This window comes from Endozoicomonas sp. ALD068, from assembly GCF_049310145.1.
Classification (GTDB): domain Bacteria; phylum Pseudomonadota; class Gammaproteobacteria; order Pseudomonadales; family Endozoicomonadaceae; genus Endozoicomonas_A.
The window spans coordinates 291,833-318,677 of sequence record NZ_JBLYNU010000004.1 but is presented as its reverse complement, the minus strand read 5'-3'; the positions used below and the strand labels follow the sequence as shown (position 1 = coordinate 318,677).

Annotated in this window: 8 protein-coding genes and 1 pseudogene; 4 read left to right on the top strand and 5 right to left on the bottom strand. The window is 40.1% G+C overall.

The features are described 5' to 3' along the window. Positions 1–54: 54 nt before the first annotated feature. The 3 genes and pseudogenes from ACO6V5_RS01245 to ACO6V5_RS01235 all read right to left on the bottom strand — a co-directional run. Positions 55–1,983: a DNA topoisomerase III gene (locus ACO6V5_RS01245; RefSeq protein WP_422410904.1), complete on the bottom strand. Its 1,929-nt coding sequence runs from the start codon at positions 1,981–1,983 to the stop codon at positions 55–57. A gap of 130 nt (positions 1,984–2,113) precedes the next feature. Continuing rightward, positions 2,114–3,970, bottom strand: coding sequence for a hypothetical protein (locus ACO6V5_RS01240; protein WP_422410906.1), 1,857 nt, complete (start codon positions 3,968–3,970; stop codon positions 2,114–2,116). A 702-nt stretch (positions 3,971–4,672) separates the two neighbouring features. After that, a pseudogene (locus ACO6V5_RS01235) lies at positions 4,673–5,106 on the bottom strand (DNA topoisomerase); the annotation flags it as partial. A gap of 252 nt (positions 5,107–5,358) precedes the next feature. Here ACO6V5_RS01235 and ACO6V5_RS01230 point away from each other — a divergent pair. Then, complete coding sequence (locus tag ACO6V5_RS01230; protein ID WP_422137198.1) at positions 5,359–6,876, top strand: IS1182 family transposase; 1,518 nt, start codon at positions 5,359–5,361, stop codon at positions 6,874–6,876. 294 nt (positions 6,877–7,170) lie between these two features. On the opposite strand, the gene ACO6V5_RS01225 is transcribed toward ACO6V5_RS01230, so the two are convergent. Beyond that, positions 7,171–8,979, bottom strand: coding sequence for a hypothetical protein (locus ACO6V5_RS01225; RefSeq protein ID WP_422412369.1), 1,809 nt, complete (start codon positions 8,977–8,979; stop codon positions 7,171–7,173). A gap of 469 nt (positions 8,980–9,448) precedes the next feature. Here ACO6V5_RS01225 and ACO6V5_RS01220 point away from each other — a divergent pair, with 469 nt between their 5' ends. After that, complete coding sequence (locus ACO6V5_RS01220) at positions 9,449–14,386, top strand: hypothetical protein (RefSeq protein ID WP_422412371.1); 4,938 nt, start codon at positions 9,449–9,451, stop codon at positions 14,384–14,386. 262 nt (positions 14,387–14,648) lie between these two features. On the opposite strand, the gene ACO6V5_RS01215 is transcribed toward ACO6V5_RS01220, so the two are convergent. Next, on the bottom strand, positions 14,649–15,797 hold the full coding sequence (locus ACO6V5_RS01215) for an RNA-guided endonuclease InsQ/TnpB family protein (RefSeq protein WP_422138625.1): 1,149 nt from the start codon (positions 15,795–15,797) through the stop codon (positions 14,649–14,651). A gap of 319 nt (positions 15,798–16,116) precedes the next feature. Here ACO6V5_RS01215 and ACO6V5_RS01210 point away from each other — a divergent pair, with 319 nt between their 5' ends. Together ACO6V5_RS01210 and ACO6V5_RS01205 are read left to right on the top strand one after the other, a co-directional pair. After that, positions 16,117–21,165, top strand: coding sequence for a hypothetical protein (locus ACO6V5_RS01210; RefSeq protein WP_422441942.1), 5,049 nt, complete (start codon positions 16,117–16,119; stop codon positions 21,163–21,165). Between the two features lie 385 nt (positions 21,166–21,550). Further along, complete coding sequence (locus ACO6V5_RS01205) at positions 21,551–26,707, top strand: hypothetical protein (protein WP_422412375.1); 5,157 nt, start codon at positions 21,551–21,553, stop codon at positions 26,705–26,707. Positions 26,708–26,845 lie beyond the last annotated feature (138 nt).

Here is a 26,845-nt window from a genome sequence, read left to right as displayed (position 1 = left end):
CATCTTACCAGGCAGAAACGGAACGCTGAATTCGTTCACACTCAGGGATCTTTGTCAGGAGGCTCGAGGAGAGTTTTTTCTACGCCGGGTTTTCTTCTTGAAGCGGTTTGGCGATACCGGAGGCAACCCCTGTACATTAATGGTTCCAGAGTGCCCGGCCTCCCGCAACAACTGAACCAGATGCTGTTCCAGCTCACTCATAAAAGTCTGATAAGAGCCTTTTTTCTCTACAATCTGATTCAGTGAGGCTTCCCAGCGGGCGGTCATGTCAGGACGACTGACAGGCTCGGGCAGAGCTTTTATCAATGCTTTCCCGGTCTCTGTAGCATGAATGTTTTTACCCTGACGGGTAAGATATTTCCTATTGAACAATAATTCTATAATGCCTGCCCGGGTGGCTTCGGTACCCAGACCGTCGGTCTCCTTGAGCACCTTCCTGATCCCGGTATCTTTAACATAGCGGGCAATACCGGTCATGGCCGACAGCAGAGTGGCGTCGGTGAAAGGTCTGGGTGGCTGAGTTTGCTTTTCTGCCAAATCCGCATCCTTGCAGAGCAGTGCCTGCCCCCTGTGCAATTCCGGCAACCTCTGACCGTCCTCTTTATCCTCAGAGACGGACGGCTTGCGGGGAAAAATGGCTTTCCAGCCTTCTTCCTGCACCTCCCTGCTGCTGGCCGTGAATTGCCCGCCTTCCAGGGTGACACTGACTTTACGAGCTAAAAACCGGTGATCCGGATAAAACTGTGCCACATACTGTCTGGCGATGAGGCCATATAAGTTGCGCTCCCGGTCACCCATTTTGTAGAGATCAGTTCTTCGGGTGGTCGGGATAATACCGTGGTGTGCGCTTACTTTGCTGTCATTCCAGGCTTTGCTTTTGCGGTCGGGTAATGCACCGTCCACAGCACTGGCCAGTTTTTCATCATTGCTTCGTATCGCGCCCAGCACTTCCGGTGCTTCCCTGAAATGCTCCACAGGCAGATAACGACAATCCGATCGGGGATAAGTCACCAGTTTCTGCTCATAAAGCTTTTGACAGACATCCAGCACTTCCTTGGCACTCATCCTTAACTGTTTGGCAGCATCAATCTGAAGAGCGGAAAGTGAATAGGGTAACGGTGGCGATTCCTTCCCAGGTTTCTTCTCCAGCTTAGTGACTGTCCCCTCCTTGCCCTGAATCCTGCTGACAACATTTTCCGCCAGTCGACGATCAAGTACACGGCCCTCGTCATCCATCCAGGGCTGGCAGGCTTCACTGGGTTGCCATTTGGCCTTGAAACACTCGCCCTGGTCAGTCACCAGCAGGGCAAAGACTTCAAAATAAGGTTTGGGTTGGAAATCGGCAATGTCTTCGTCCCTTCGCACCACCAGACCCAAAACCGGAGTCTGTACCCGACCGACAGAAAGCAAACCGCCATAACCTGCCTTTTTGCCAAGAACGGTATAGGCACGGGTTAAATTGATACCATAGAGCCAGTCGGCACGGGAGCGTGTCAGAGCGGAAACAGAAAGAGGTACAAAATCAGAATTGCTCTGCATTCGATCGAAGGCTTTCTTAACTGCCGGACCGTTCAAGTCATTCACTAAAAGACGACGGACACTTTTTCTGCGGGTTGGTGAAAGTTTGAGATAATCCAACACTTCATCGACCAGCAACTGCCCTTCCCTGTCCGGGTCTCCGGCATGAACAATGACATCAGCCGTTTTCAACAGCTTACGAATCACCGATAACTGGGAGCGAGTGTTTTTTCGTGGTTGCAGTTGCCACTGCTGGGGAACAATAGGCAAATGTTCAAAACGCCATTGCTTGAAGGCAGGGTCATACTGTTCAGGCTCAACCTGCTCCAGCAGGTGGCCTATACACCAGGTGACGACATCACCGGATGCGGTCTCTATGTAGCCATCCTGTCGTTTATGGGGGCGGGGCAAAACATCGGCTATGGCTCTGCCCAGACTGGGTTTTTCAGCAATGATTAAACGCATCAGGTCAACAAAAGTTACATCAGATCAATGGTACAGCTGCCTATAATAAGTTTCTTTCTGGCCGTATCATAGCCCTGAATAAGCAGACAGCCCAAGGCTTCAGCCTTTTTCAAGTATCTGGCCAGTTGGTTCAATATACGTTCAGCAATGATAGCAGGTACTCCCTGAGCCTTGAGTCATTAATTAACTTGAAGAATTCGTCAAGCTGTTCTTTATCATAACCGGTATTCTGATCGAATATGTGCTGAATCAGTACCTTGGTTGCCAAAATATCACGAATATCCTTGCTTTCTGTGTTTTTGATTTCATCAAATAATTCATTGTTCTCACCCTGTACCAACTTTCTCTTAACTTGTGTATCGAGACGCCAAACTTCAGCATTGGGGCAGTGGACCAGCCATACAACATCCAGCAGATCAGGCATGGCGTTTTTTGCCTTAATGATTTGCTTGTTTGTCTGACGACGAAGCGGTGAGTCCTGGTTAAATTGATTCAGTGCTGCTGCCTTTATTTCTGGCTGATAGTCATTCACGAAAAATGACTCAAGGCCTGTGCCTTGCCAGAGTGATTGAAGATGTTCGTTCACCTGAGTTTGAAAATGACGCCATTGGTAAAAAGGAATCTTATTCATTGTGATGGCTTTGGCCAGGTTGATATCTCCTGTAACCAGGGTTAATGGTTGAGAGAAGTAAGCCAGAGCATTGTAAGCATTGTCGTTATCAATAAAACCAGAATCGATAAACGTTATTTTTCTATATTCAGAGACAGTAGGGTCACAATCGCTATACGTTATTTTTTTATATTCAGAGGTTGTGCGCTGACAATAGCTATTTGATGCACTGTTTGATTTGTAATGAACATTGCCAAAACCCAGTTCACTGAGCATTTCTTTAAAGGACTCTGTTGATAACATTGACCATTTAAGGTCGGTAACAATTTTTATGTCACCCGGATCTATCCTTCTGATAATCTCCAAATACTCTTTCAAGAAGGCTTCATCGTCGTAATAAGCGGTATAATACGACACGTTCTGAATAGCTTCTGCCTGAGTATCCAAATCACTATGACCCGTAAGAGCAAGTCCCAGCCATGGCCTATCTTGCAGTAATTGCTTTAAATCTTTGTACAGTGAAGTTGACGTTTTGTCGTCTGAAATTTCGTAATTATCAACTTTCTCGATCAGTTCTGAGTTAAAGGGTAACCCAAGGTGCAGTTCACCCAGACCAAACCTTGGCGTAGCAATAGAGAACTTATGTTGTTCTGTTTTAATGGAGCACTCTGTAAGATTTTGACACAAATCATAACCTTCAAACCGAAAGTCCGAGATGTAGTTCATGGTTTGACGATTCAAAGGCATAGATTCAAGGCTACTGACTCCAGATCTTTGGTGAAAATTTTCTACCAGCCATAAACTGACAATAAAGCTCTCAGCCAAACTCTTGCCTCCGGCACCAATATTAGAATACTGACCAATTCCCAACCAGTTGGATGTACTGGGGATTCTCATTCCTGCCCAGGTTGACAGGGAGAGGGTAAAACTTCCGAACTCCATCTGCATCGAACTGGTGTCGTATTCCTGCCTTTCATCCTTAAAAATCCAATTAATTTTCAGATCAGAAGCTTCAGAAAAAGCACGGTAGAGCTTTTTTTTCTGAGATTGAGTGCTCTGTACAGTCAATTCAACAGGAATATTGTTAAAAGCTTTATCACGACGAAGCTCTTTGTTGACTTCCAGTAAACAGGCAAAGTCATCCAGACCATCTTCGGCTATTGTTGCCAAAATCAGTTTTGGCTCATTGGGATAATAAACATAGGGCCTTGCATTCAGTGCCAGCAACCATTTGACTAAGGACGATTTGAGGTTGATCTCCCTGTCATCCATATCGACTTGTGTAGCGCAGACCGATGATGGCAAAAAATTAAGGAAAAGAGCCAGTAACAAAATCATCATTAATGTAAAAGTTTTGTAGACGTTTTTTAGCTGCATAATGTATCAGACCTCCTATGAAACAAGCGTACCTGATACCGACAATTTTTGCGGGTTACGATTATTTGCATCAGATAATTGAGAAATCAACGCCTGTATTGAGGCAGGCTGTTATAAGTACCTAACCATAGAACCTCTCTGCTGAAAGCTAAAACCTGACATCTTTCCTGATCGATTCGATGTAGCAATCACAATCAGAGTGTATGATAGTTCCGTTAACAGGATAGAAATAGTAGTTCATTTTTTATGAAGTACATCAATATCACAGGAAGATTTTTTAAATGACATCAATCCGATTGAAAGCCATGTGATGTATTTCCTGAATTTCCTCAGATATAAAAGATGAACAAATGACAAAAAACTTTAGTTCCAATCATAGGTAAGCAAATGTTTTTGAAACAAGCTACTCTTCACTCGCTAAAGATTTTAGTAAAGAGTACCCAGCCAGTGACGTTCAATAGACAAAATTTCAAGAAATTAAAAGTACTCAGCCATACGGAATCGAATATTTCTGGCTTATTGGGCAGGTGCTCTGCAAGGCGCAACGACGGGAACATAGCAAGCTATGTGACCAGAGTTGCAACGCATCACGACTGCATGGATGCAGGAGCTAGAGCAACGCAGGAGCAGTTGCCGCGAGTGTCTGAACAATGAGTCAGAAGATATGATTTCGTATGGTTGAGTACTAAAGGATTACTTAGAAAGCTTTTGACAGACATCCAACACTTCCTTGGCACTCATCCTTAACTGTTTGGCAGCATCAATCTGAAGAGCGGAAAAACACTCACCCTGATCAGTCACCAGCAGGGCAAAGACTTCGAAATAAGGTTTGGGTTGGAAATCGGCAATAGCTTCGTCTCTTCGAACCACCAGGCCCAAAACCGGAGTCTGTACCCGACCGACAGAAAGCAAACCACCATAACCTGCCTTTTTGCCAAGAACGGTATAGGCACGGGTTAAATTGATACCATAGAGCCTTTCTGCAGAGGGACCTACTCCAGCAGGTGGCCTATACACCAGGTGACGACATCACCGGATGCGGTCTCTATGTAGCCATCCTGTCGTTTATGGGGGCGGGGCAAAACATCGGCTATGGCTCTGCCCAGACTGGGTTTTTCAGCAATGATTAAACGCATCAGGTCAACAAAAGTTACATCAGATCAATGGTACAGCTGCCTATAATAAGTTTCTTTCTGGCCGTGTCATAGCCCTGAATAACCAGACAGGCCAAGGCTTTGACCTTTTCCTAAGTATCTGGCCAGTTGGGTAAGTTTCTTTCTGGTCCAGTGTTAGCCCCGAATAACCAGACAGGCAGAGTCTCCTAGGAGCCTGACCGAGAATAGGCTTATCTGTTATGATAAGCCTTAAACCAACTCTGATTATGCCAAATGTCACCACCACCAAAGTTTAAGGACAGTCCTGTTGAGTTTGATCAGCATCTGCTGTTCCCAACCAACGTTTTCGATTTGCTTCCCAAAGATCATGATTGTTTTATTTATGAAAGCATTTTTCAGAACATTAATACGTCTGAAGTCGAAAAAAAATATCACCACCTTGGTCAGCACGCATACCCTCCAAAGCTCATTGTCGCTATTCTGATCTACGCATACAGCCATGGTGTTTTCAGTTCCCGTGAGATTGAGCGACGGTGTCGACAAGACTTGGCGTTCATGTATATCTCACAAATGAACTGCCCGAATTTCAGGGTTCTTGGTGACTTTCGTAAGGATAATCTGTCGTTTTTCCATGACTGCTTCAAACAGTCAGTCAAACTGGCCATTGAACTCAAAATGGCATCACTGGGTCATATCAGCCTGGACGGCTCCAAGTTCAAAGCCAACAGCTCAAAACACAAGGCCATGAGCTACGGGAGGCTCAAAGCGAAAGAGGCAGAACTCAGTGCCGAAGTGGATGAGCTGATCAAAAAAGCCAGTCAGTGTGATCAGGAAGAAGATGACGCCTACAAAGCAACCAATGGTTACAGCATTCCTGAAGACCTCCAGTTTAAAGAAGAGCGCCTGAAAAAAATCAAAGAGGCCAAGAAAGCACTTGAAGAACGTGAAAAAGCTTTAAATCCAGACAAACCAATAGACGACAAAAAGCAGATCAGTTTTGCAGATCACGATGCCCGCATGATGAGCAAGAAGGGGTATTGTGAGTACAGCTACAATGCTCAAATTACAGTTGATTCCGATAACCAGATCATTGTTGGCCAGCATGTCAGCCAACACGCCAACGATGTACAGGAAGTGGAGCCGGCGCTGAGGGCATTATCAGGAGCCACTGATGGCGCGGCTGTAGATAAGTGGAGTATGGATAATGGTTACTTTTCAGGGTCAAACTTACATACAGTCGAGCGACATGAGATTGATGCCTATATCGCAACCGACAAGGCGGAGAAGCCTGCCGCTGACGACCTTGAAAGCTCTGACAGGAAGTTTGTCAAAGCGGATTTTGCGTATGATTCCGAAGCTGATGTATTTATCTGTCCGGCAGGGGAAAAGCTGGTAACGAACCCGGCCAGCAAAAGCAAAAGAAAAAGCTACCGGGCAAACAAGACGGTATGCAGGGAATGCCCTTATCGTCGGAATTGCAGTGATTCAAAGAAAGAGGCTGGCAGGGTTATCCGTACCGATAAGTTTGAAAAAGCACGTCAGGCTATGAATAAGAAAATGGAGACAGCCGGTGCGAAAGCCATATATGAGCGTCGTAAAGTTATTGCGGAGCCACCATTTGGACAGATAAAAGAATCTGGTTTCCGAGGGTTCAGTCTCCGCGGCAAAGAAAAAGTTTCAGCGGAATTTTCACTGGTATGCACTGCGCATAATATCAAAAAATTTGTAAAAGCGGCTTCCACGAGGTCAATCCGTCTTGAAGATTTGAAAGAGGCTAAAAAGGCAGCATAGAGGCTGTGAGAAGGCATAAATATGCAAAAATGAGCAAAATCCCACTAATAATTGGATATTTTTTGCTCATTTTAAGATTTGGGAAAACTTCTGTTGGTCTGGTTGCGCTATTCTCGGTCAGGCTCCTAGCAGCCTGTCGGACTTAAGAATGTCCTACTGCGGTTGCAATAAATTGGTCTAAAAATCTCTGTTTCTTCGTCAAATAGCTCGCTATTCTCCTCAGAAACAGAGATTTTTATCCTCAATTTCTTGCAATCCTCGCTACGGACGCTTAAGTCCGACAGGCTGCTAGTGCTAATGTTTGTTTAGCAATGGTATCAGGTATTCTCTGAGCCTTGGATCCTGAATTAACATGAATAATTCGTCAAGCTGGTATTGATTAAAGCCCGTACTCTGATCACGACTGTGCTGAATCAGCACTTTGGTAGCCAAAATATCCCGTATATCCATACTCTCCGTCTGTTTGATCTCATGGAACAATTCATCGTTCTGCCCATTCTCCAATCTCTCTCTGACCTGTGTATCAAGATTCCAGAGTGCATGACTGGGACGATGGACCAACCATATAACATCAAGTAGACCGGGCATGGCGTTGTGCGCACTAATAATTCGCCTGTTTATCTCACGACGAAGCGGTGAATCAAGGTTAAATTCGTTCAGTGCTGCTGCTTTTATTTCCGGCTGATAATCATTCACAAAAAATGACTCAAGGCCTGTGCCTTTCCAGAGTGATTGGAGATGCTTATTTACATCAGTTTGAAAGTAATGCCATTCGTAAAAAGGAATCTTATTCATTGTGATGGCCTTGATCAGGCTCATATCTCCTGTAACCAGAGTGAGTGGCTGAGAGAAGTAGGCGAGAGCATTATAAGCACGCTCGTTATCGATAAAACCAGGATTGATAAAAGTTATTTTTCTATATTCAGAGCCAATGCGTTGAAAATAGATGCCAGACCCACCTCTTGATTTGTAATGTATAGTGCTAAAGCCCATTTCATACAACATTTCCCTAAAGGCTGGCGTGCTTAATATTGTCGATTTAGTGGGGGTAACAATTTTTATTTCACCCGGCTCTATTCTTCTGATAATGTCCAGATACTCTTTCAAGAAGGCTTCATCTTGATAATAAGCAGTATAATACGACACGTTCTGGATAGTTTCTGCCTGAGTATTCAAATCACGATGCCCCGTAAGAGCATATCCCAGCCATGGCTTATCTTGCAGTAATTGCTTTAAATCTTGATGCAGCGAAGTTGATGCTTTGTCGACTGACATTTCGTAATCATCAATTTTTTCGATCAACTCAGAGTTAAAAGGCAACCCAAGGTGCAGTTCACCCAAGCCAAATTTTGGCGATGCAATACAGGATTTATCCTGAGCTGAATCAAGGGAATATTTCAAGTAGGGATGATTAACATTATGATTATAATGTTCTGGGTCTGAGAGGAACCTTCTATTTCGACGACTCAATGTCAGATTAGCAAAATTATTAACACCAGAACTCTGATAATAATTTTCTGTTAACAATAAATCGTCAGTAATACTAATGTCCAAGCCTTTATCCATAGCCTCAATATTAGAAAAGTGACCAATTCCCAACCAATTGGATGTTTTGGGGACTCTCATTCCTGACCAGGTAGACAGAAACAGGGAAAAGCTTGCATACTCCATCTGCATTAATCCAGTCAAGTATTCCTGCCGTTCATCTTTATAAATCCAATTAATTTTCAAATCAGAAGCTTCAGAAAAAGCACGATAGATCTCCTTTTTTTGAGATTCAGTGCTTTGCACTATCAGTTCAACAGGAATGTTGCTAAAAGCTTTATCATTACCAAGCTCTCTGGTTACTTCCAGTACATAGGCAAAGTCATCTGTACCTTCTTCGGCTATTGTTGCCAAAATCAACCTTGGGTCATAGGGAATAAAGCTGTATGGCCTTTTGTTCAACGCAAGAAACCATTTGATTAAAGAAGATCCGGGGTTGATCTCCCTGTCACCCATTTCGACTTCTGTAGCGCAGATAAATGATGCCATAAAACTAAGCATTACTGCTATTAAACACATTGTTGCTGTAGAATTTTTGTGGAAGCTTTTTAGCTTCATAATGTATTAGACCTCCTGTGATACAAGCGATAAGCGCAACTCATATCAACAATTTTTTAATGGGATATAACTGTTGGCTTGAAATAAAACAGATATAGTAGTTCATTTTCACTGAGACACATCAGTATGACAGGACATGTTTTTGTTGAATAACAATAGCCTGATCTGAAACCATGTCATATATTTCCCGAAAAAACCCTGAAACTGTATGGACTGAATGAAGAACACTCAACGTTATACGTAAAAATTATGATTCATCATAGAACCCAATTCGAAAAAATCAGCCTGGACGGAGTAGTTTCCTCCGATATAAAAGAGGATCAAATAAGAATAAACTTTAGTTCCAATCATAGTAAGGCAGGTACTTTTAAAACAAGCTACCCTTCACTCGCTAAAGATTTTAGTGAAGAGTACCCAGCCAGTGACGTTCAATAGACAAAATTTCGAGAAATTACAAGGATTACTTAGTATGGTTTTTACCGCATTTACCAGATTTAATAAGAAAAGTATTAAGACTATCCTGTTGTCAATAAACCTGATAACAGGGAGTGCTCTGGCAATAACCGAAGATCAAAAAAGCATACTAAAACAACTGACCCTTCAAGAGTATGTAGAGCTTGATCGAGAAATTAAAGAAAAAAAATTGTATGTGCAGGCTAAATTTTACATTAATAAAATGATGGCAGGTGTTAATAGAAGAAAAAGAAATGTTTTTTTTAGAAGAAAAAACAGGGAAATAGCTAAGAAAATGGGGGTTAAGGCTAGTTATAATACTACCAAGTTTGGTATGCCTTATACCCTACTAAGGACGTTTAATCTTGTTCAGGCAATGATTCACTATGGTAAAGTAGAACCTATTAAGCAAATACGAATAGCCGATACAGATCAAGTAATGCTTCATAAAAGTAATAGAGCAGCCAGTGTCGTTGAAGACTATGTAGACAAATTATTGGAAAGAGCTGAGCAAACGCCCACAACCGATATGGGATTGGTAAATCTGTTCTATGAGGACCGAAGTCATCAAAAAGAAGGAACAAGTATTATTAAGACAGAAAAAAATAAAGACTTTAATTTTCAATCAGTATACCCAAACAACAATCTATATCATCTAATTCGCTTAACAGATAATCCAGACTACCATCCGGATCATCAACTGCACCTGCTACGTAATGGTGAATTTGTTTTGACCCATGTCAATATAATTCGGCAGGGAAATTTAGAAGATGGCGATAAAATAATCTACCTGGATAAATCCAGATTATTTAAACCTAAATCAACATCACCCACGAGAAACTCCGCATCCAGAGCCAGAGAGATTTATATTGCTGTAGATAGACTTCAAACCTTCCTTGATAAGAGGTATCCAAACAAATTTAGACTCAGTATCAATGAACAAAATTTTTTTCAGGTTTTATTGGATTTTGTAGCACCCTATGGTTGGTGGAAAGATGCATTTTTTAGAATAGAGTTTAATTTTGACAATATTGGCAACGAAGGACCAGAAGTTTATGTTAAATATGCACCAAGGGTAGCCAATCTTTATGGTGAAAGTCTTTGCCTGATGCAGATTTATAAAAATTCTGAAAGATTCAATCCCGGCTATAGCAAATGGTGGTGGTTAAATTGTTTCAGACGTGTGCGCTATGGATCGGACATTTTTACTGTAGAAGAGCTTATTTTAAACGTTATAAATTATATGATCGCTGACTTCAATATTAGATCAGAAGGTATTCTTTCTAGCAATAACTATAGAGAGCCCACCAAGGATTTAATTACAGAAGAAATAATCAAAGTCAATAATCAGGCAAAAATGGCCAGCAAGTCTGTTTATGTAGAAACAGATCATAATAAGATAAAAGAAAGTGTAAATACAAGATTAAAAGATGGAGAAGACCCGGCTTTTTATCACTTGTTTTTTGATGACGAGTTTGATGCAGAATTCGATAACACAAAGAATACAGAATCAATAAGGACAGATATTTTTATTCCAGTTGAAATGCATGCTGAAGCTGAAATTGTAGAATTTGATTACACCTCAATTAGAGATTTTGATGATCTGATATATGAAGCCAGAAGGAAGTCGGAATTTAAAATACCAAAAAATATTAAACCCGTTATTTATTATAACAATGAAAAGCTGGATGAGAATAATTACAAAAGGGTTTGGGATGGCATAAGGAATCAGAATAAAAAATATATAAAAAAAGAAAAAATGATAAAAAAACACAAAAAAAAGCATAACGCCCTGACGATGATTGTTAAAGTCCCTGATTATGAAAGTCGAGCTTTTGAAAATGCTAAAGCTAGTTCACTGACGCATTATATTCCAGAAAACCCGTGTCAGCAGCCGCTCGATTGTCACAAGCCAGCTTACATATTTGAGGTAGGCAAACCCATAAAATGGGAAATACACCTAGTTGAAAATAAGAAATTGGCAAAAGCTAATAATATGCTTTATCAATACAAACTTATTTTACCTTTAGAAACACAAAAGACAACAGAACGCTACAGAGGAGGAGCTCAGTATGGAAGTTTCGCCAATGTCTGGATACCCACTATTAGAAATGATATGTCAGACGTTGAAAAGAAATTCGCTTTGATGTCAATGTATGATTTATCAAGAAATAAATTTAAAATTCCAAATAATCTCAAAAAAAACTCCGTTTCAAACTTTGGCAACAATATTATTACCAAATCATTATTGACGCCACAGAACGATGTCTGGTTGCCAACTCAGGCCAATTTGGAATTTTTGTTGCAAAGAGTTCAAATGTCTCTCCTTCTCAGTAATGAGGACTACTCAATTGCAGAGGAAAACAATGTTTTTTTTGAAAGTCTCATCAGTGGAAATATTGATGAGAATGTTATCAAGGATTTGGGCTTTTTTATTGGGTACCTGGCTCCAAGCCTGAGACATGTATCAAGAATGAATAATCCTGATAAAGTAGAAGTTATTTATCGTATTGTTTTAAACTATCTCATTGAATTTTGTGTCAGGACTCTGACCTCTAACGAATTTGACGCAAGCTCTGAAATAGTCAAAAAACTTATAGAAAAACCGGAGCAATTTAGCCTGGAGGACATCCACAATTCCAGCAAAAAAGATATTTCTGTAGCTTTTAAGGTATTACAAATAGCTGATTTCCTTTTCGGAAAGAACCTCTTTAATCCTTTTTATAAAGAGGCTTCCGATTTTTATTTTTATGAGAATGAGCTAGAAAGTCTTCAGCTTAACATCAAGAGTATGCATAAAATTATTGATGGTGGGAAAAATCTTATTCCACTATTTTTCAGTCACTTGTTGCCAGCCGCTAGGTATTGCTCGGGTGGTCTTGATTTCGAAAGCAACGTTTTTTTAAATAAGTTCACCTTAAGTATTTTGGAAAAATTTTTAAGTCGAACAACAAATAACGATATAAAAGCTTCACTGCAACTTTTCCTGAAAAAAACAGGACAAAAGTCGGATATTTTCAGTAAAGAAAAAACGGAGGAATTAATCACTTTATTCAGGAAAAATTCTCCGAATTTTTTTATTAATGCACAGAATGAACAAGGTAGTTTCGTACAAACCTGTTACCATTGTGGTGAACTGTATCAAACTGAAGAACCTATAAGAGGGAAAGGGAGTCGTAAAAACAAAAACACGGGTAAATCAAAAGAAACTCTCGTCAGACCTTTTCACAGAGCCTGCATGGAAGAAGACAGACGCATCAGGCAGCAAGCAGGGCAATTATTTAAAGAGATGGAAAAGAGCTATCCCAAAAAACAGCTATATGGTCCTGATTATCACTATAACCCTGTTCCCGACGGTTTTGAGCTGATAAGAATCAATGGCGATGGTAACTCTATGTACTCGTCCATTGCAGAGATATTCAACAGGCATGCATGGTCAGAACAAGCGGTCCAATGGAACCAACAAACAGTAAGAGAGATCATGGATTATAATCTTCGTGAGATTTTTTTCACGATACAGGCTCATCCCGACAAACACAAACTGATGCAGGAGCTTGAGCTACTCTTGGGGATCGATGCTGGCATTATTCCAGCGATCCTCGATAACAATGTTATTACTGATTCAGCCTCTTTCGCCCACCCCGAATCAGACAGATTGCAACAATTTGGCGCTGCCCGGCTGATTACCCTGCTAGTACCGACACAGGGTGTCTGGTTCCCGGTGATTACACAAGGTCAGGCTGGGCCTTATCATGAGATTTATGACCTGAGGCGCTGGGTCAATTTTGCTCCTGACCTTTTGGCTATGCTATTACAAAACGAAAATTATACCTTTCCTGATCTCTCTGAAAGTCAAAGGGCAACACTTTTACAGTTGTTGTTAAACCAGAATTTCGATCAAGCCAAGCTCTTCGTCTCCCACATTCTGAAAGCTTCCTATCAGTCTTCAGCTTATCTTATCCACTACCCTGGTTCAGTAGCTCTCATAGAACACTTTGATGCAGCAGTAAGCATTGAAAATTCCCGGAATATCGAGGTTGGAGAGACTTTTGAAGCTCTTTCCATCGATGAAAATAATAGAAGAATGAGGTCTGATACTGTTTCTTCGGTTTCAGCCAATAAGACTGACAGTGAGACATCAGAAAATCCCGACCCCTTATTGTTAATGATTCAAACCAGTTTTGAACTGATAAGAGTTAATGGTGATGGTAACTGTATGTACTCGTCTATCGCAGAGATATTCAACCGGAATGGGCGGTCAGGACAAGCAGGCATATGGGACCAGCAAACAATAAGGCAGATTGTGGATTATAACCTTCGTCAGATTTTTTCCACGATTCAGGACCATCCTGACAGGGAAAAACTGATGCAAGAGCTTGAGCTTCTGTTGGGGATCGACGCTGATGTTATTCCAGCCATTCTCGATAATAAGATCATTACTGAATCAGCTTCTTACGCTCAATCGGACTTAGCCAGATTACAACAATTTGGCGATGCCCAGCTGATTGCATTGCTAGTGCCAACTCATGGTGTCTGGTTCCCCGTGATTACACTAGGTCACCAAAGCTCTCATCACGAGATTTATGACCTGAAGCGCTGGGTAAGCTTTACTCCTAATCTTTTGGCTATTCTGTTACAAGACAAAAATTATGATTTTCCTGATCTCTCTGACAGTGAAAAGACGATACTTTTACGGTTGTTGTTAAGCCAAAATTTTGATCAAGCCATACTCTTCGTCTCCCAAATTCTCACAGACTCCCATCAGTCTTCAGCTTATCTTATCCACACTCCCAGTTCAGAAGCTCTCCTGGAACACTTTGATGCGGCAGTAAGCATTGAAACGCCCCCAAATGTGGAGTTTAATTCGTCACCAACTGTAGAGGACCATAACCTCCTATCGTTAATGATTCAAGCCAGGCTTGCAGTCCACACCACACCAACCAATACTCTATAGGTTAACAACCTCCCTGCCCGCTCAAGAGGTTGTCACCAAAAGCCGGTAATCGGGATTACGAATAACTTAACGGCTTTCCTATGTGGCTGCATACCGCTTCAGCACCCCTTCCAGACGAGCCTAAACTACACGACAAATTCGACTGTTTCTTTCATAGAATTGACAAAGATAGCTGCAATGAGGCGGCTGCTGACACTCCCCGCCCTATCGGGCGAGGGTTCTTAGATCGCTCCAAGAACCTTCCTGCTTCGTCACGCCTTCCCTAGATGGTTGCTTTCGCAGCCATCCCCGTTCCAGTCGCTCCACAGGCTAACCCCGCCAGCCCGGCGGTTTTGATATTCTTTGCTGCGTTAATGTCCCGGTCGTGATGAGTGCGGCACTCTGGACACTCCCATTCACGAATAGACAACGGCAAGCTTTCATGGACAAACCCGCAGCCGGAGCAACGCTTGGAGCTTGGAAAGAACCGGTCAATCTGAACAACCTTTCTTCCTGCCCACTCCGCCTTGTATTGCAACTGTCGGACAAATTCTCCCCAGTTTGCATCGGCTATGTGCTTGGCCAGCTTTGGATTTTGAATCATACCCTTCACGTTCAGAGACTCTACGCAAACAAGCGGATGGCCGCCCCCTTGGTTCTCGTCTATAAATTCGCGGGATGCCTTGTGAGTAGCATCCATCCGGCAATCGGCAATTTTTGCATGAATGCGAGCAACCTTGAGCTTTGCTTTAGCTCTGTTGCTGCTACCTTTCTGCTTTTTCGACAACTGACGCTGAAGGTAGGCGAGCTTTCGCTCGTAGCGTTTGGTGTGTCTTGGATTACCGGATTTTTCGCCGTCTGAAGTGATGAACAGATCATTCAAACCTAAATCAATGCCCACTGTCTTATTTCTAATAGGCATTGCTTTAGCTTCAAATTCGCACAACATAGAAACAAAGTACCGGCCTGCCCGATCTTTGCTGATAGTTACACTGGAAGGCTCAGAAGACAGTTCTCTGCTCCAGCAGATATTCAGAGGCTCTTTGCTTTTCGCTATAAACAGGTGGCCGTTTTTAACGCTGAAAGCAGCCTTTGTCAGCCGCATACTTTGTCTTGAATGTCTTTTTTTGAACTTAGGGTATTTCGCCCTGCCAGCCCAAAAGTTCTTGAAGGCTTCCTGCTGATCCCTGAGTGTTTGTTGCAGGATGACACTGGATACATCTGCCAGAAATGGGAACTCTGTCTTGAGCGACACAAGCCGCTTTTCTGCCTCGGAATGGGAGATAGATTGCCCGTCTTTGTAGTAGGCATCAGTGCGAAAACGGAGGGTGTTGTTATAGACAAAACGGGCGCAACCAAACGACTGGGCAAGAAGTATTTCCTGTTCCGGCGTTGGGTAGAATCGTTCTTTGTAGGCACGTTTAGTTTTCATGGCAGGAATATTACAGAAACGATAAGCGCCTGTAAATAATTAAGGCTTCCGGTTCTGCAAGGCCTACACGGGCTTGTTGCTTATATCACCGCCCGATTGGGCGATGCTTTACGCAGGTTCAGGTAAGCGTCGTGTAATCCATAGGCTCTTATTCACTTAAACATGAGTTCCAGTAATGGCAAAGCAGATGTTTTTAAAACAAGCTACTATTTACTCGCTAAAGGTTTCAGTAAAGAATACTCAGCCTGTGACGTTCAATAGATAAAATTTCAAGATATTGTAAGGCTTACTAAGTATGGTTTTTACAGTGTTGACCAAATTGAATAAAAAAAGTGTTCCTCTTATCGTTTTATCGATAAACCTGATTTCAGCGAGTGCGCTTGCAATAAACGAAGATCAAAAAAGCATACTAAAACAACTTACCCTTCAAGAGTATGAAGAACTTGATCGAGAACTTAGAGAAAAAAAATTGTATGTGCAATCTGAATATTACATAAATCAAGTGATGACTTCTATTGACAGAAGTAAAATAAATCTTTTTTTTAAAAGAAAAAACAGGAAAATCGCTAAGGCAGTGGGGGTGAAGGCTAGTGATAATACCGCCAAGTTTGGTATACCTTACACCCTGCTAAGAACGTTTAATCTTGTTCAGGCAATGATTCATTATGGTAAAGTAGACTCTATCAACCAAACACCAATAACAAATATAGATAAAGCAAAACTTGATAAAAGTAATAAGGCAGTTAATGCTGTTGAAAAATATGTAGACAGATTAATATCAAAAAGAACTGAGCAAACGCCCATAACAGATATGAATTCAGTAAATCTGTTTTTTGAAGACCGAAATCTTAATCATAAAATAACGCGTAATATTAAGGGGTCAAAAAACAAAGACTTTGATTATGATTCAATATGTCCAAAAGACCATCCAGATTATAAAAAACACCTGCTACACTTGCGAGACGAATTTACAGACAAGAGACTACACCTAGTTCGCAAAGGAGAATTTATTTTGACCCATGTCAATATAATTCGGCAGGGAAATTTACAAGATGGAGATAAGATAATCTACCCATACCGCTTTAAAAGATTCAAACCTAGCGCAATATCACCCAAAAGAAATTCGGCATCCAGAGCCAGAGAAATTTATATCGCTATTGATAGGCTTCAAAACTTTCTTGAAAAGAGGTATCCAAAGAAGTTTAGATTCAGTATCAGTGAAGAAAATATGTTTAAGGTATCTCTGGATTTTGTAGCACCCTATGGTTGGTGGAAAGATGCATTTTTTAGAATAGAGTTTTATTTTGACAATATTGGCAACGAAGGACCAGACATTTATGTTCAATATGCACCAAGAGTATCCAATCTTTATGGACATGTTCTCTGTCTGATGCAAACTTATAAAAATTCTCAAAGAACCAGTGACGGCCCTCCCAAAATGTATGGTGGCATGGACCAGTGGTGGTGGCATCATTGTTCCGGACATGTGCGCTATGGATCGGAAAATTTTTCTGTACAAGAGCAGATTTTAAATGTTATCAACTTTCTGACAGCTGACTTCGATATAAGATCAGAAGGTATTCTTTCACATAATACTGATGGAGAGAAAACTCAGGATGTGATTACAAAAGAAATAATCAAAGTTAATACTCGGGCAAAAGATATTGAAACCTCTGTTTATGTTGAAACAGATCGTAATAAGATAAAAAAAAATGTACGTAAAAGAATAAAGCCAGACAAAGATCCAAGCTTTGATTATTTAATTATGGATGATGAGTTCGATAATGCAGAGAAAACAGAATCAATAAGGACTGATATATTTATTCCTGTCGAAATGCATGGTGAAGCTCAGCTTGTAGAACTTCACTCTACCTCGATTAAAAATTTTAATGATCTGATATATAAGACCAGAAAGTGTTCGGGATTTAAAATACCAAAAAATGTTGAACCCACTGTTTATTATAAGAATAAAGAATTGAACGAGCATAATTTTCAAAACGTTTTATATGACATTAGGAGCAAGAATACAAAAAAGAAGAAAAAAGAAGGAAAGATAAGAAATAATATCCTGACACTGATTGTTAAAGTCCCTGGTTATGAAAGGCTAGCGTTTGAAAATGCTATAGCCAGTTCGGTTAACTATTATGTTCCAGATAATCTTCGTCGACTGACGTACAACGACAGACATAACGAAAGCGAGGAAGTCGAAGACATAGCCAAGAAAGGAAAACCCATAAAATGGGAAATACATTTAGCTGAAAAAAAGAAATTGGCAAAAGCTAATACTATGCTTAACCACTACAAACTTATTTTACCTTTAGAAAAGCAAAAGACAACAGAACGCTACAGGGGGGGAGCTCAGTATGGAAGTTTAGCCAATGTCTGGATACCTACTATTAGTGATGACATGTCAGATGTTGAAAGAAAATTTGCTTTGATGTCAATGTACGACTTATCGAGAAATAAATTTAAAATTCCAAATAATCTTAAAAAAGACTACGTTTCAAATCTAGGGAATAACATTATTACCAAAGCACTACTAACACCACATAACGATGTGTGGTTGCCAAATCAGCCCCGTCTAGAATTATTACTGCAAAGAGTTCAGATGGCTCTCCTTATAAGTCACGAAAATTATTCAATGACTAAGGAAAAAAATATTTTTTTTGAAAGTCTCATCAGTGGAAATATTGATGAGAAGGTTATCAAGGATTTAGACTTTTTTATTGGAGAACTGGTGCCAAGCTTGAGATACCTATCCAGAATCAATTATCCAGATAAGAGAGAAGTCGTTTATCGTATTGTTTTAAACTATCTCATTGAACTATGTGTCAGGACTCTGACCGCTAACGAATTTGACGCAAGTTCTGAAATAGTTAGAAAACTTATAGAAAATCCGGATCAATTTAGCATCGAAGACATCCACGCTTCCAACAAAAAAGGTTTTTCTGTAGCTTTTAATGCATTACAAATCGTTGATTTCCTTTTTGCAAAAACTATCTTTGATCCTTTTTATAAAGAAGCTTCTGACATTACTTTTTATGAGAATGAATTAGAGAGCCTACAGTTTAGTATCAGGGGTATGCGTAAAATTATTGATGCTGAGAAAAATCGCATTCAACTATTTTTCAGTCATATATTGCCAGCAGCAAAGTATTCCTCCGGTGATCTTGATTTTGAAAGCAATGATTTTTTAAATAAATTTACCTTAAGTATTTTGGAAAAGTTCTTAAGTCGAACAACAAATGAAGATATAAAAGCTTCACTGCAAGCTTTTCTAAACAAAAAAGAACAAAAGCCAGAGATTTTCAGTAAAGAAAAAACCGAGGAACTAATCTCTTTATTCAGGAGAAATACTCCAGAGCTTCTGATTAATGTTCCGAATGGACAAGGCGGTTTCAGGCAAACCTGTTACCATTGCGGTGAAGTTTATGAAACTGAAAACGCCATTAGAGGTAAAGGTCACAGTACAAACCGAAAGGCCAAAAAAGCAAAAGAGACGCTGGTAAGACCTTTTCATAAAGCCTGCATGATTGAAGACAAACGCATCAGGGAACAAGCAGGGCAATTATATAAAAAGATGGAAAAAGGATACCCCAAAACACAGATTTATGAACCCTACTATTCTCATCATAATCCCGTCCCCGAAGGTTTTAAGCTGATAAGGATTAATGATGATGGTAACTGTATGTACTCGTCCATTGCAGAGATATTCGACAGGAATGGACCGTCAGAACAAGCAGGCAAATGGAATCAGCATAGGGTAAGGCAGATTATGGATTATAACCTTCGTCAGATTTTTGAAATTATTCAAGGTCATCCCGACAAAAACAAACTGCTGCAGGAGCTTGAGCTACTATTGGGGATCGATGCAGATGTTATTCTAACGCTACTCGATAACAATGTTATTACTGATTCAGCTTCATTTGCTCATTCGGATTCAGGCAGATTGCAACCATTTGACAATGTCCAGCTTATTCCCTTGCTAGTGCCGACACAGAGTATCTGGTTTCCGGTGATTACACAAGGTCACGATGGGCCTTATCACGAGATTTATGATTTGAAGCGCTGGGTCAATTTTGCTCCTAACCTTTTGGCTATGCTGTTACAAAACAAAAATTATACCTTTCCTGATCTCTCTGAAAGTCAAAGGGCAACACTTTTACAGTTCTTGTTAAAGCAGAATTTCGATCAAGCCATGTTCTTCGTCTCCCAAATTCTGATAGCCTTCCATAAGGCTTCAGCTTATCTTATTCATTACCCAGGTTCAGTGGGTCTCATGGAACACTTTGATGCAGCATTAAGCATTGATACTCTCCAGAATATAGAGGTTGATGAGGCTTTTGCGGCTCTTTCCATCGATGAAAATAATAAAAGAATGAGGTCAGATTCTGTTTCTTCGGGATCATCCACTGAGACTGACAGTGAGACTTTAGAAAATTACGACCCCCTATTATTAATGATTCAAACCAGTTTTGAGCTGATAAAAATTAATGGTGATGGTAACTGTATGTACTCGTCCATTGCAGAGATATTCAACCGGAATGACCGGCCAGGGTATGCAAGTGCATGGGACCAGCAAACAATAAGGCAGATTATGGATTACAGCCTGCGTCAGATTTTTTCCACGATTCAGGACCATCCTGACAAGGAAAAACTGATGCAAGAGCTTGAGCTACTATTGGGGATCGACGCCGACGTTATTCCAGCCGTTCTCGATAATAATGTCATTACTGAATCAGCCTCTTTCGCGCAATCGGCCTTAGCCAGATTGCAACAATTTGGCGATACCCAGTTAATTGCATTGCTGGTGCCTACGCAGGGTGTCTGGTTCCCGGTGATTACACAAGGTCAGCATGGGTCTCATCACGATATTTATGACCTGAGGCGCTGGGTAAGTTTTGCCCCTAATCTTGTGGCTATTCTGTTACAAGACGAATATTATGAATTTCCTGATCTCTCTGAAAGTCAAAGGGCAATGCTTTTACAATTGTTATTAAGCCAAAATTTTGATGAAGCCAAGCTCTTTGTCTCCCAAATTCTGACAGACTCCCATCAGTCTTCAGCTTATCTTATCCACTCCCCCAGTTCAGAAGCTCTTCAGGAACACTTTGATGCAGCAGTAAGGATTGAAACGCCTCTGAACATGGAGGTTAATTCTTCAAAAAACAATCTGAATGCTGAGTCTTTTGAAGATCTTTCCCAAGATGGAATTAACAAAAGAATGAGACCTGATCCCGCTTCTTCAGTTTCAACCAATGAAACAGACAGTGAGACACTACAAGACCACAGCCCTTTATCGTTAATGATTCAAACCAGAGCTGAAGCACTTCTTACCTTGCCAGGCACACCGGCCAATTTCATGTAAGTTATCAACCTCCCCGTACACTGAACAGTGTGTCAATAAAAGCTGGTTATCGGGACTATGAGGTAACTTTACCGGCTTCCCAGTGTCTCGCTACATGGTGTATCAGACACACTAACCAACTGGTTAGGTACTTATGATATGAGCCTGACCTGAACGAAAAATCCCACTGTTTGCTTCAGAGAATGGACAAAGATACCGCATTGAAGCGGCTGGTTATCGTCTTGTAATCCATTTGGCCCTATTCACCTAAACATCAGTTCCATTAATAGGAAAGCAGATGATTTTAAAACAAGCTACTATTCACTCGATACAGTTTTTAATGAGGAGTACTCAGCCAGTGTCGCTCAATAGACCAAATTTCAGAGAATTATAAGGATCGCCAGGTATGGTTTTTACTGCGTTAGCCAAATTGAGTAAAAAGAGTATTCATCTTATCTTTTTATCAATAAACCTTATATCAGGGAGTGCTCTTGCAATAAACGAAGATCAAAAAAGTATACTAAAACAACTTACTTTTCACGAGTACGAAGAAATTGATCGAGTACTTAAAGAAAAAAATTTGTATGTGCAAGCTAAATTTTACATTGATAAAGTGATGTCAGGCGTTAATCGAAGAAAAAGAAATAATTTTTTTAAAAGCAAAAATAGAGAATTGGCTAAGAAAATGGGGGTTAAGGCTAATCATAATACGACCAAGTTTGGCATACCTTACACCCTGTTAAGGACGTTTAATCTTGTTCAGGCAATGATCCATTATGGTAAAGTAGAATCTATCAAACAAACAACAATAATAAATTCAGACCGATTAACACTTGATAAAATTAATAGGGCAGTCCGTGTTGTTGAAGACTATATAGACAGATTATTATCAGAAAGAGCTGAGCAAACGCCCACAGCGGACATGGAATTGATAACTCTGTTCTTTGAAGACCGAAATTGTGCAAAAAAAATAACGCGCATTATCAAAGCCAAAAAAAATAAAGACTTTAATCTTCAATCGCTATATTCAGTCAACCATCCTGAATATGAAATAGACATGCAACGCAGTCCAAACTGCCGGTCATTGCATCTGCTACGCAATGGAGAATTCATCTTGACCCATGTCAATATTATTCGGAAAGGAAACTTACAGAATGGAGATAAAATAATTCACACAGTTCCCTTAAAAAAATTCAAACCTAACCCAATATCACCCAAAAGAAATTCCGCATCCAGAGCCAGAGAGATTTATATCGCTATTGATAGACTTCAAAATTTTCTTAATAAGAGGTACCCAAAGAAATTTAAATTCAGTATCAATGAAGAAAATATGTTTATGGTAACACTGGATTTTGTAGCACCTTATGGTTGGTGGAAAGATGCATTTTTCAGGATAGAGTATTATTTCGACAATATTGGCAACGAAGGACCAGTCATTTATGTTAAATATGCACCAAAGGTATCCTATCTTTATAGCCATAATCTTTGCCTGATGCAGACTTATAAAAATTCTCAAAGAGTCAGTGAAGGGCCTCCCAAAATCTATGAAGGCTTTGATCAATGGTGGTGGTTTCATTCTTCCGGACGTGTTCGCTATGGATCTGAAAACTTTTCTGTAGAGGAGCAGATTTTAAATACCATCAATTTTCTGACAGCCGATTTCGATATACGATCAGAAGGTATTCTTTCAAAGACCAGGTATCTAACACCTCCTCAATTTGAAGGTATTCTTTCAGAGATCAGGTCTCTAACAAGCACCCAATTTCTTATCACATATGAAATATTCGAAGTTAATACTCTGGCAAAAAAAAACAACAATTCTGTTTATGTAGAAACGGATTACAACAAGATAAAAAGAAGTGTGAATGAAAGAATAAAAGATGGAGAAGACCCAGATTTTGATTATTTAGTTATTGATGATGAGCTAGATAACTCAGAGAAACCATTATCACTAGGGACAGATATTTTTATTCCTGTTGAAATGCACAATGAGGCTGAGATTGTAGAATCCACTTATACTTCGATAAGAAATTTTGACAATCTAATAAATGAGGCCAGGAAGAAGTCGGGATTTAAAATACCAGAAAATGTTAAACCTATTGTTTATTATAAGAATGAAAAACTGGATGAGTATAATTTTCCAAAGGTTTTACATAATTTAAGGAAGAGAAATATAAAAAAGAATAAAAAAGAACAAAAGGAAGGAAAAATAAAAAATAACATCATCACGATAATTGTTAGAGTTCCTGGTTATGAAAGGCCAGCATTTGAAAATGCCATAGCCAGTTCTGTTACCTATTATGTTCCGGAAAATCCTCGTCAACTGACGTATAATGAGAAACATAACCAAAGCTACCAATTCAAAACCACAGCTAATAAAGGCAAACACATAAATAACGATATAGGTAAACCCATAAAAAGCAAGGTAGTTAAACCCATAAAATGGGAAATACACTTAGCTGTAAAAAAGAAATTGGCAAAAGCTAATACTATGTTTTATCAATACAAGCTTATTTTTCCTTTAGAAACACAAAAGACAACAGAACGTTATAGAGGAGGAACTCAGTATGGAAGTTTTGCCAATATCTGGATACCCACTATTAAAGATGATATGTCAGACGTTGAAAAAAAATTTGTTTTGTTGTCAATGTATGACTTATCAAGAAATAAATTTAAAATACCAAACAATCTCAAAAAAGCCTCCGTTTCAAACCTGGGTAATAACATTATTACCAAAGCATTATTAACGCCACAGAACGATGATTGGTTGCCCTCTCAGGCCCATTTGGAATTATTGCTGCAAAGAGTTCAGATGTCTCTCCTTATAAGTCATGAAGATTATTCAATTGCCAAGGAAAACTACATTTTTTTTGAGTGTGTTATCAGTGGCAATATTGATGAGAAAGTCATCAAAGATTTGGGATTTTTTGTTGGGCACCTGGTTCCGAGTCTGAGATACGTCTCAAAAATCAATGGTCCAGATAAAGTAGAGGTTATGTATCGTATTGTTATAAACTATCTTATTGAAGTCTGTGTAAGGTCAATTACCTGTAACGAATTTGACAGAAGTTCTGGTATAGTCAAAAAAATTACAAAAAAACCAGAGCAATTTGGCCTGGAGGACATTTACACTTCCAACAAACAAGGTATTGCTTTAGCTTTTAATGTGTTACAAATTGTTGATTTCCTTTTTACAAAAACCCTCTTTACTCCTTTTTATAAAGAGGCTTTCGATTTCGTTTTTCATCAGAACGAGTTAGAAAATCTTCAGATTATTATCAAGGGCATGCGTACAATTATTGATGGTAAAAAAAACCCTATCCCACTTTTTTTCAGTCACTTGCTCCCTTCCGCAAGACATTACCCGGATAGTTTTAATTTCGAAAACAACGTTTTTTTAAATAAGTTCACCTTAAGTGTTTTGAAAAAAACCGTAAGTCGAACAACAAATAAAGATATAAAAGCTTCATTGCAAGCTTTTCTAAAAAAAACAGAACAAAAATCGGATATTTTCAGTAAAGAAAAAACTAATGAATTAATCTCTTTATTCAGAAAAAATACTCCCAGGATTCTGATTAATGTTCCAAATGGACAAGGTGGTTTCAGACAAACCTGCTGCCATTGCGGTGAAGTTTATGAAACTGAAAATCCCATACGAGGGAAAGGACGTCATACAAACCGAAGCACTAAAAAAACAAAAGAACCGCTGATAAGGCCTTTTCATAAAGTCTGTATGATTGAAGACAAACGCATCAGAGAACAAGCAGGGCAATTATATAGAAAGATGGAAAAGGGATACCCCAAAACACAGGTTTATGAACCCTACTATTCTCATCATAACCCCGTCCCCGAGGGCTTTGAACTGATAAGAATTAATGGCGATGATAACTGTATGTATTCGTCAATTGCAGCGATTTTCAACAAATATGAACCGTCAGGACAATGGAACCAGAAAACAATAAGACAGATTATAGACTTTAACCTTCATCAGATTTTTTCCATGATTCAAAATCACCCCGACAAGGATATACTGATAGAGGAGCTTGAGCTGTTATTGGGGATCGATGCCGACATTATTCCAGCGGTTCTCGATGATAATGTCATTACTGAATCAGCCTCTTTCGCACAGTCTGGGTCAAGCACATTGCAACCATTTGCCAGTGCCCAGTTGATTGCCTTGCTAGTACCTACACAGGGTGTCTGGTTCCCGATAATTACACAAGGTCACGATGGACCTTATCAAGAGTTTTATGACCTGACATACTGGATTGATTCTGCTCCCAACCTTTTGACTATGCTGTTACAAAACGAAAATTATACCTTTCCAGATCTCTCTGAAAGTCAAAGGACAACACTTTTACAGTTATTGTTAAACCAAAAATTCGATCGAGCCAAGCGCTTCATCTCTCAAACTCTGGCAGCCTCCCATCAGGCTTCAGCGTATCTTATCCACTACCCCGGTTCAGTGACTACCATGGAACACTTTGATGCAGCAGTAAACATTGTCACGCCTCAGAATATGGAGATTGATGAGGCTTTTGAAGCTCTTTCCAACGATGAAAATAATAGACAAATGAGGTCCGGTTCTGTCTCTTCGGTTTCAGCCAATGAGACTGACAGTGAGACTTTAGAAAATAACGACCCTTTATTGTTAATGATTCAAACCAGTTTTGAACTGATAAAAATTAATGGCGATGGTAACTGTATGTACTCGTCCATTGCAGAAATATTCAACCGGAGTGGGCGATCAGGACAAGCAGGCGACTGGAACCAGCAAATAATAAGGCAAACTATCGATTATAACCTTCGACAGATTTTTTCCACGATTCAGGCTCATCCTGAGAAGGAAAAACTAATGCAAGAGCTTGAGTTATTATTGGGGATTGATACTGACGTTATTCCAGCCGTTCTCGATAACAATGTCATTACTGATTCGGCCTCTTTCGCTCAATCGGATTTAGCCAGATTGCAACAATTTGGCGATTCACAGCTTATTGCACTGCTCGTGCCGACACATGGCGTCTGGTTCCCGGTGATTACACAAGGTCACCATGGGTCTCATCACGAGATTTATGACCTGAATCGCTGGGTAGTTTTTGCTCCTAACCTTTTGGTTATGCTTTTGCAAAACAGCAATTACACATTTCCCGATCTCTCTGAAAGTCAAAGAGCAATGCTTTTACACTTGTTGTTAAAGCAAAATTTCGATCAAGCTAATCTCTTCGTCTCCCAAACTCTGACAGACTCCCATCAGTCTTCAGCTTATCTTATCCACACCCCCAATTCAGAGGCTCTCCTGGAACACTTTGATGCGGCAGTCAGGATTGCTCCCGACCGGAATATAGAACTTGATTCGCCACAAATCGCTCAGCTCGATGAGACTTTTGAAGAAATTTCTATCGATGGAAATGATAAAAGAATAAAGTTTGATTCTGCTTCTTCTGTTTCAACCAACGAGACTGACCCTAAGACTTCACAGGATTACAACCCCTTATCGTTGATGATTCAAAGGATCACAGGGGCATTCTCTACCACTTCAGTCACACCCACCAATACTCAGTAAGTTAACAACCTCCTACATCCTACAGCGAGTATCGAAAAACTTACCAAAAAGCTGGTAACCGGGATTTTAAAGTAGCTTTATCGGCTTTTGCATGGCAACAGGGCCAAAATAAAGATTAATACAACCGCACGGGGAGAG

Coding starts and splice junctions, on each gene's coding strand:
- ACO6V5_RS01245 (WP_422410904.1), bottom strand. CDS start 1,983: ATGCGTTTAATCATTGCTGAAAAACCCAGTCTGGGCAGAGCCATAGCC.
- ACO6V5_RS01240 (WP_422410906.1), bottom strand. CDS start 3,970: ATGCAGCTAAAAAACGTCTACAAAACTTTTACATTAATGATGATTTTG.
- ACO6V5_RS01230 (WP_422137198.1), top strand. CDS start 5,359: ATGTCACCACCACCAAAGTTTAAGGACAGTCCTGTTGAGTTTGATCAG.
- ACO6V5_RS01225 (WP_422412369.1), bottom strand. CDS start 8,979: ATGAAGCTAAAAAGCTTCCACAAAAATTCTACAGCAACAATGTGTTTA.
- ACO6V5_RS01220 (WP_422412371.1), top strand. CDS start 9,449: ATGGTTTTTACCGCATTTACCAGATTTAATAAGAAAAGTATTAAGACT.
- ACO6V5_RS01215 (WP_422138625.1), bottom strand. CDS start 15,797: ATGAAAACTAAACGTGCCTACAAAGAACGATTCTACCCAACGCCGGAA.
- ACO6V5_RS01205 (WP_422412375.1), top strand. CDS start 21,551: ATGGTTTTTACTGCGTTAGCCAAATTGAGTAAAAAGAGTATTCATCTT.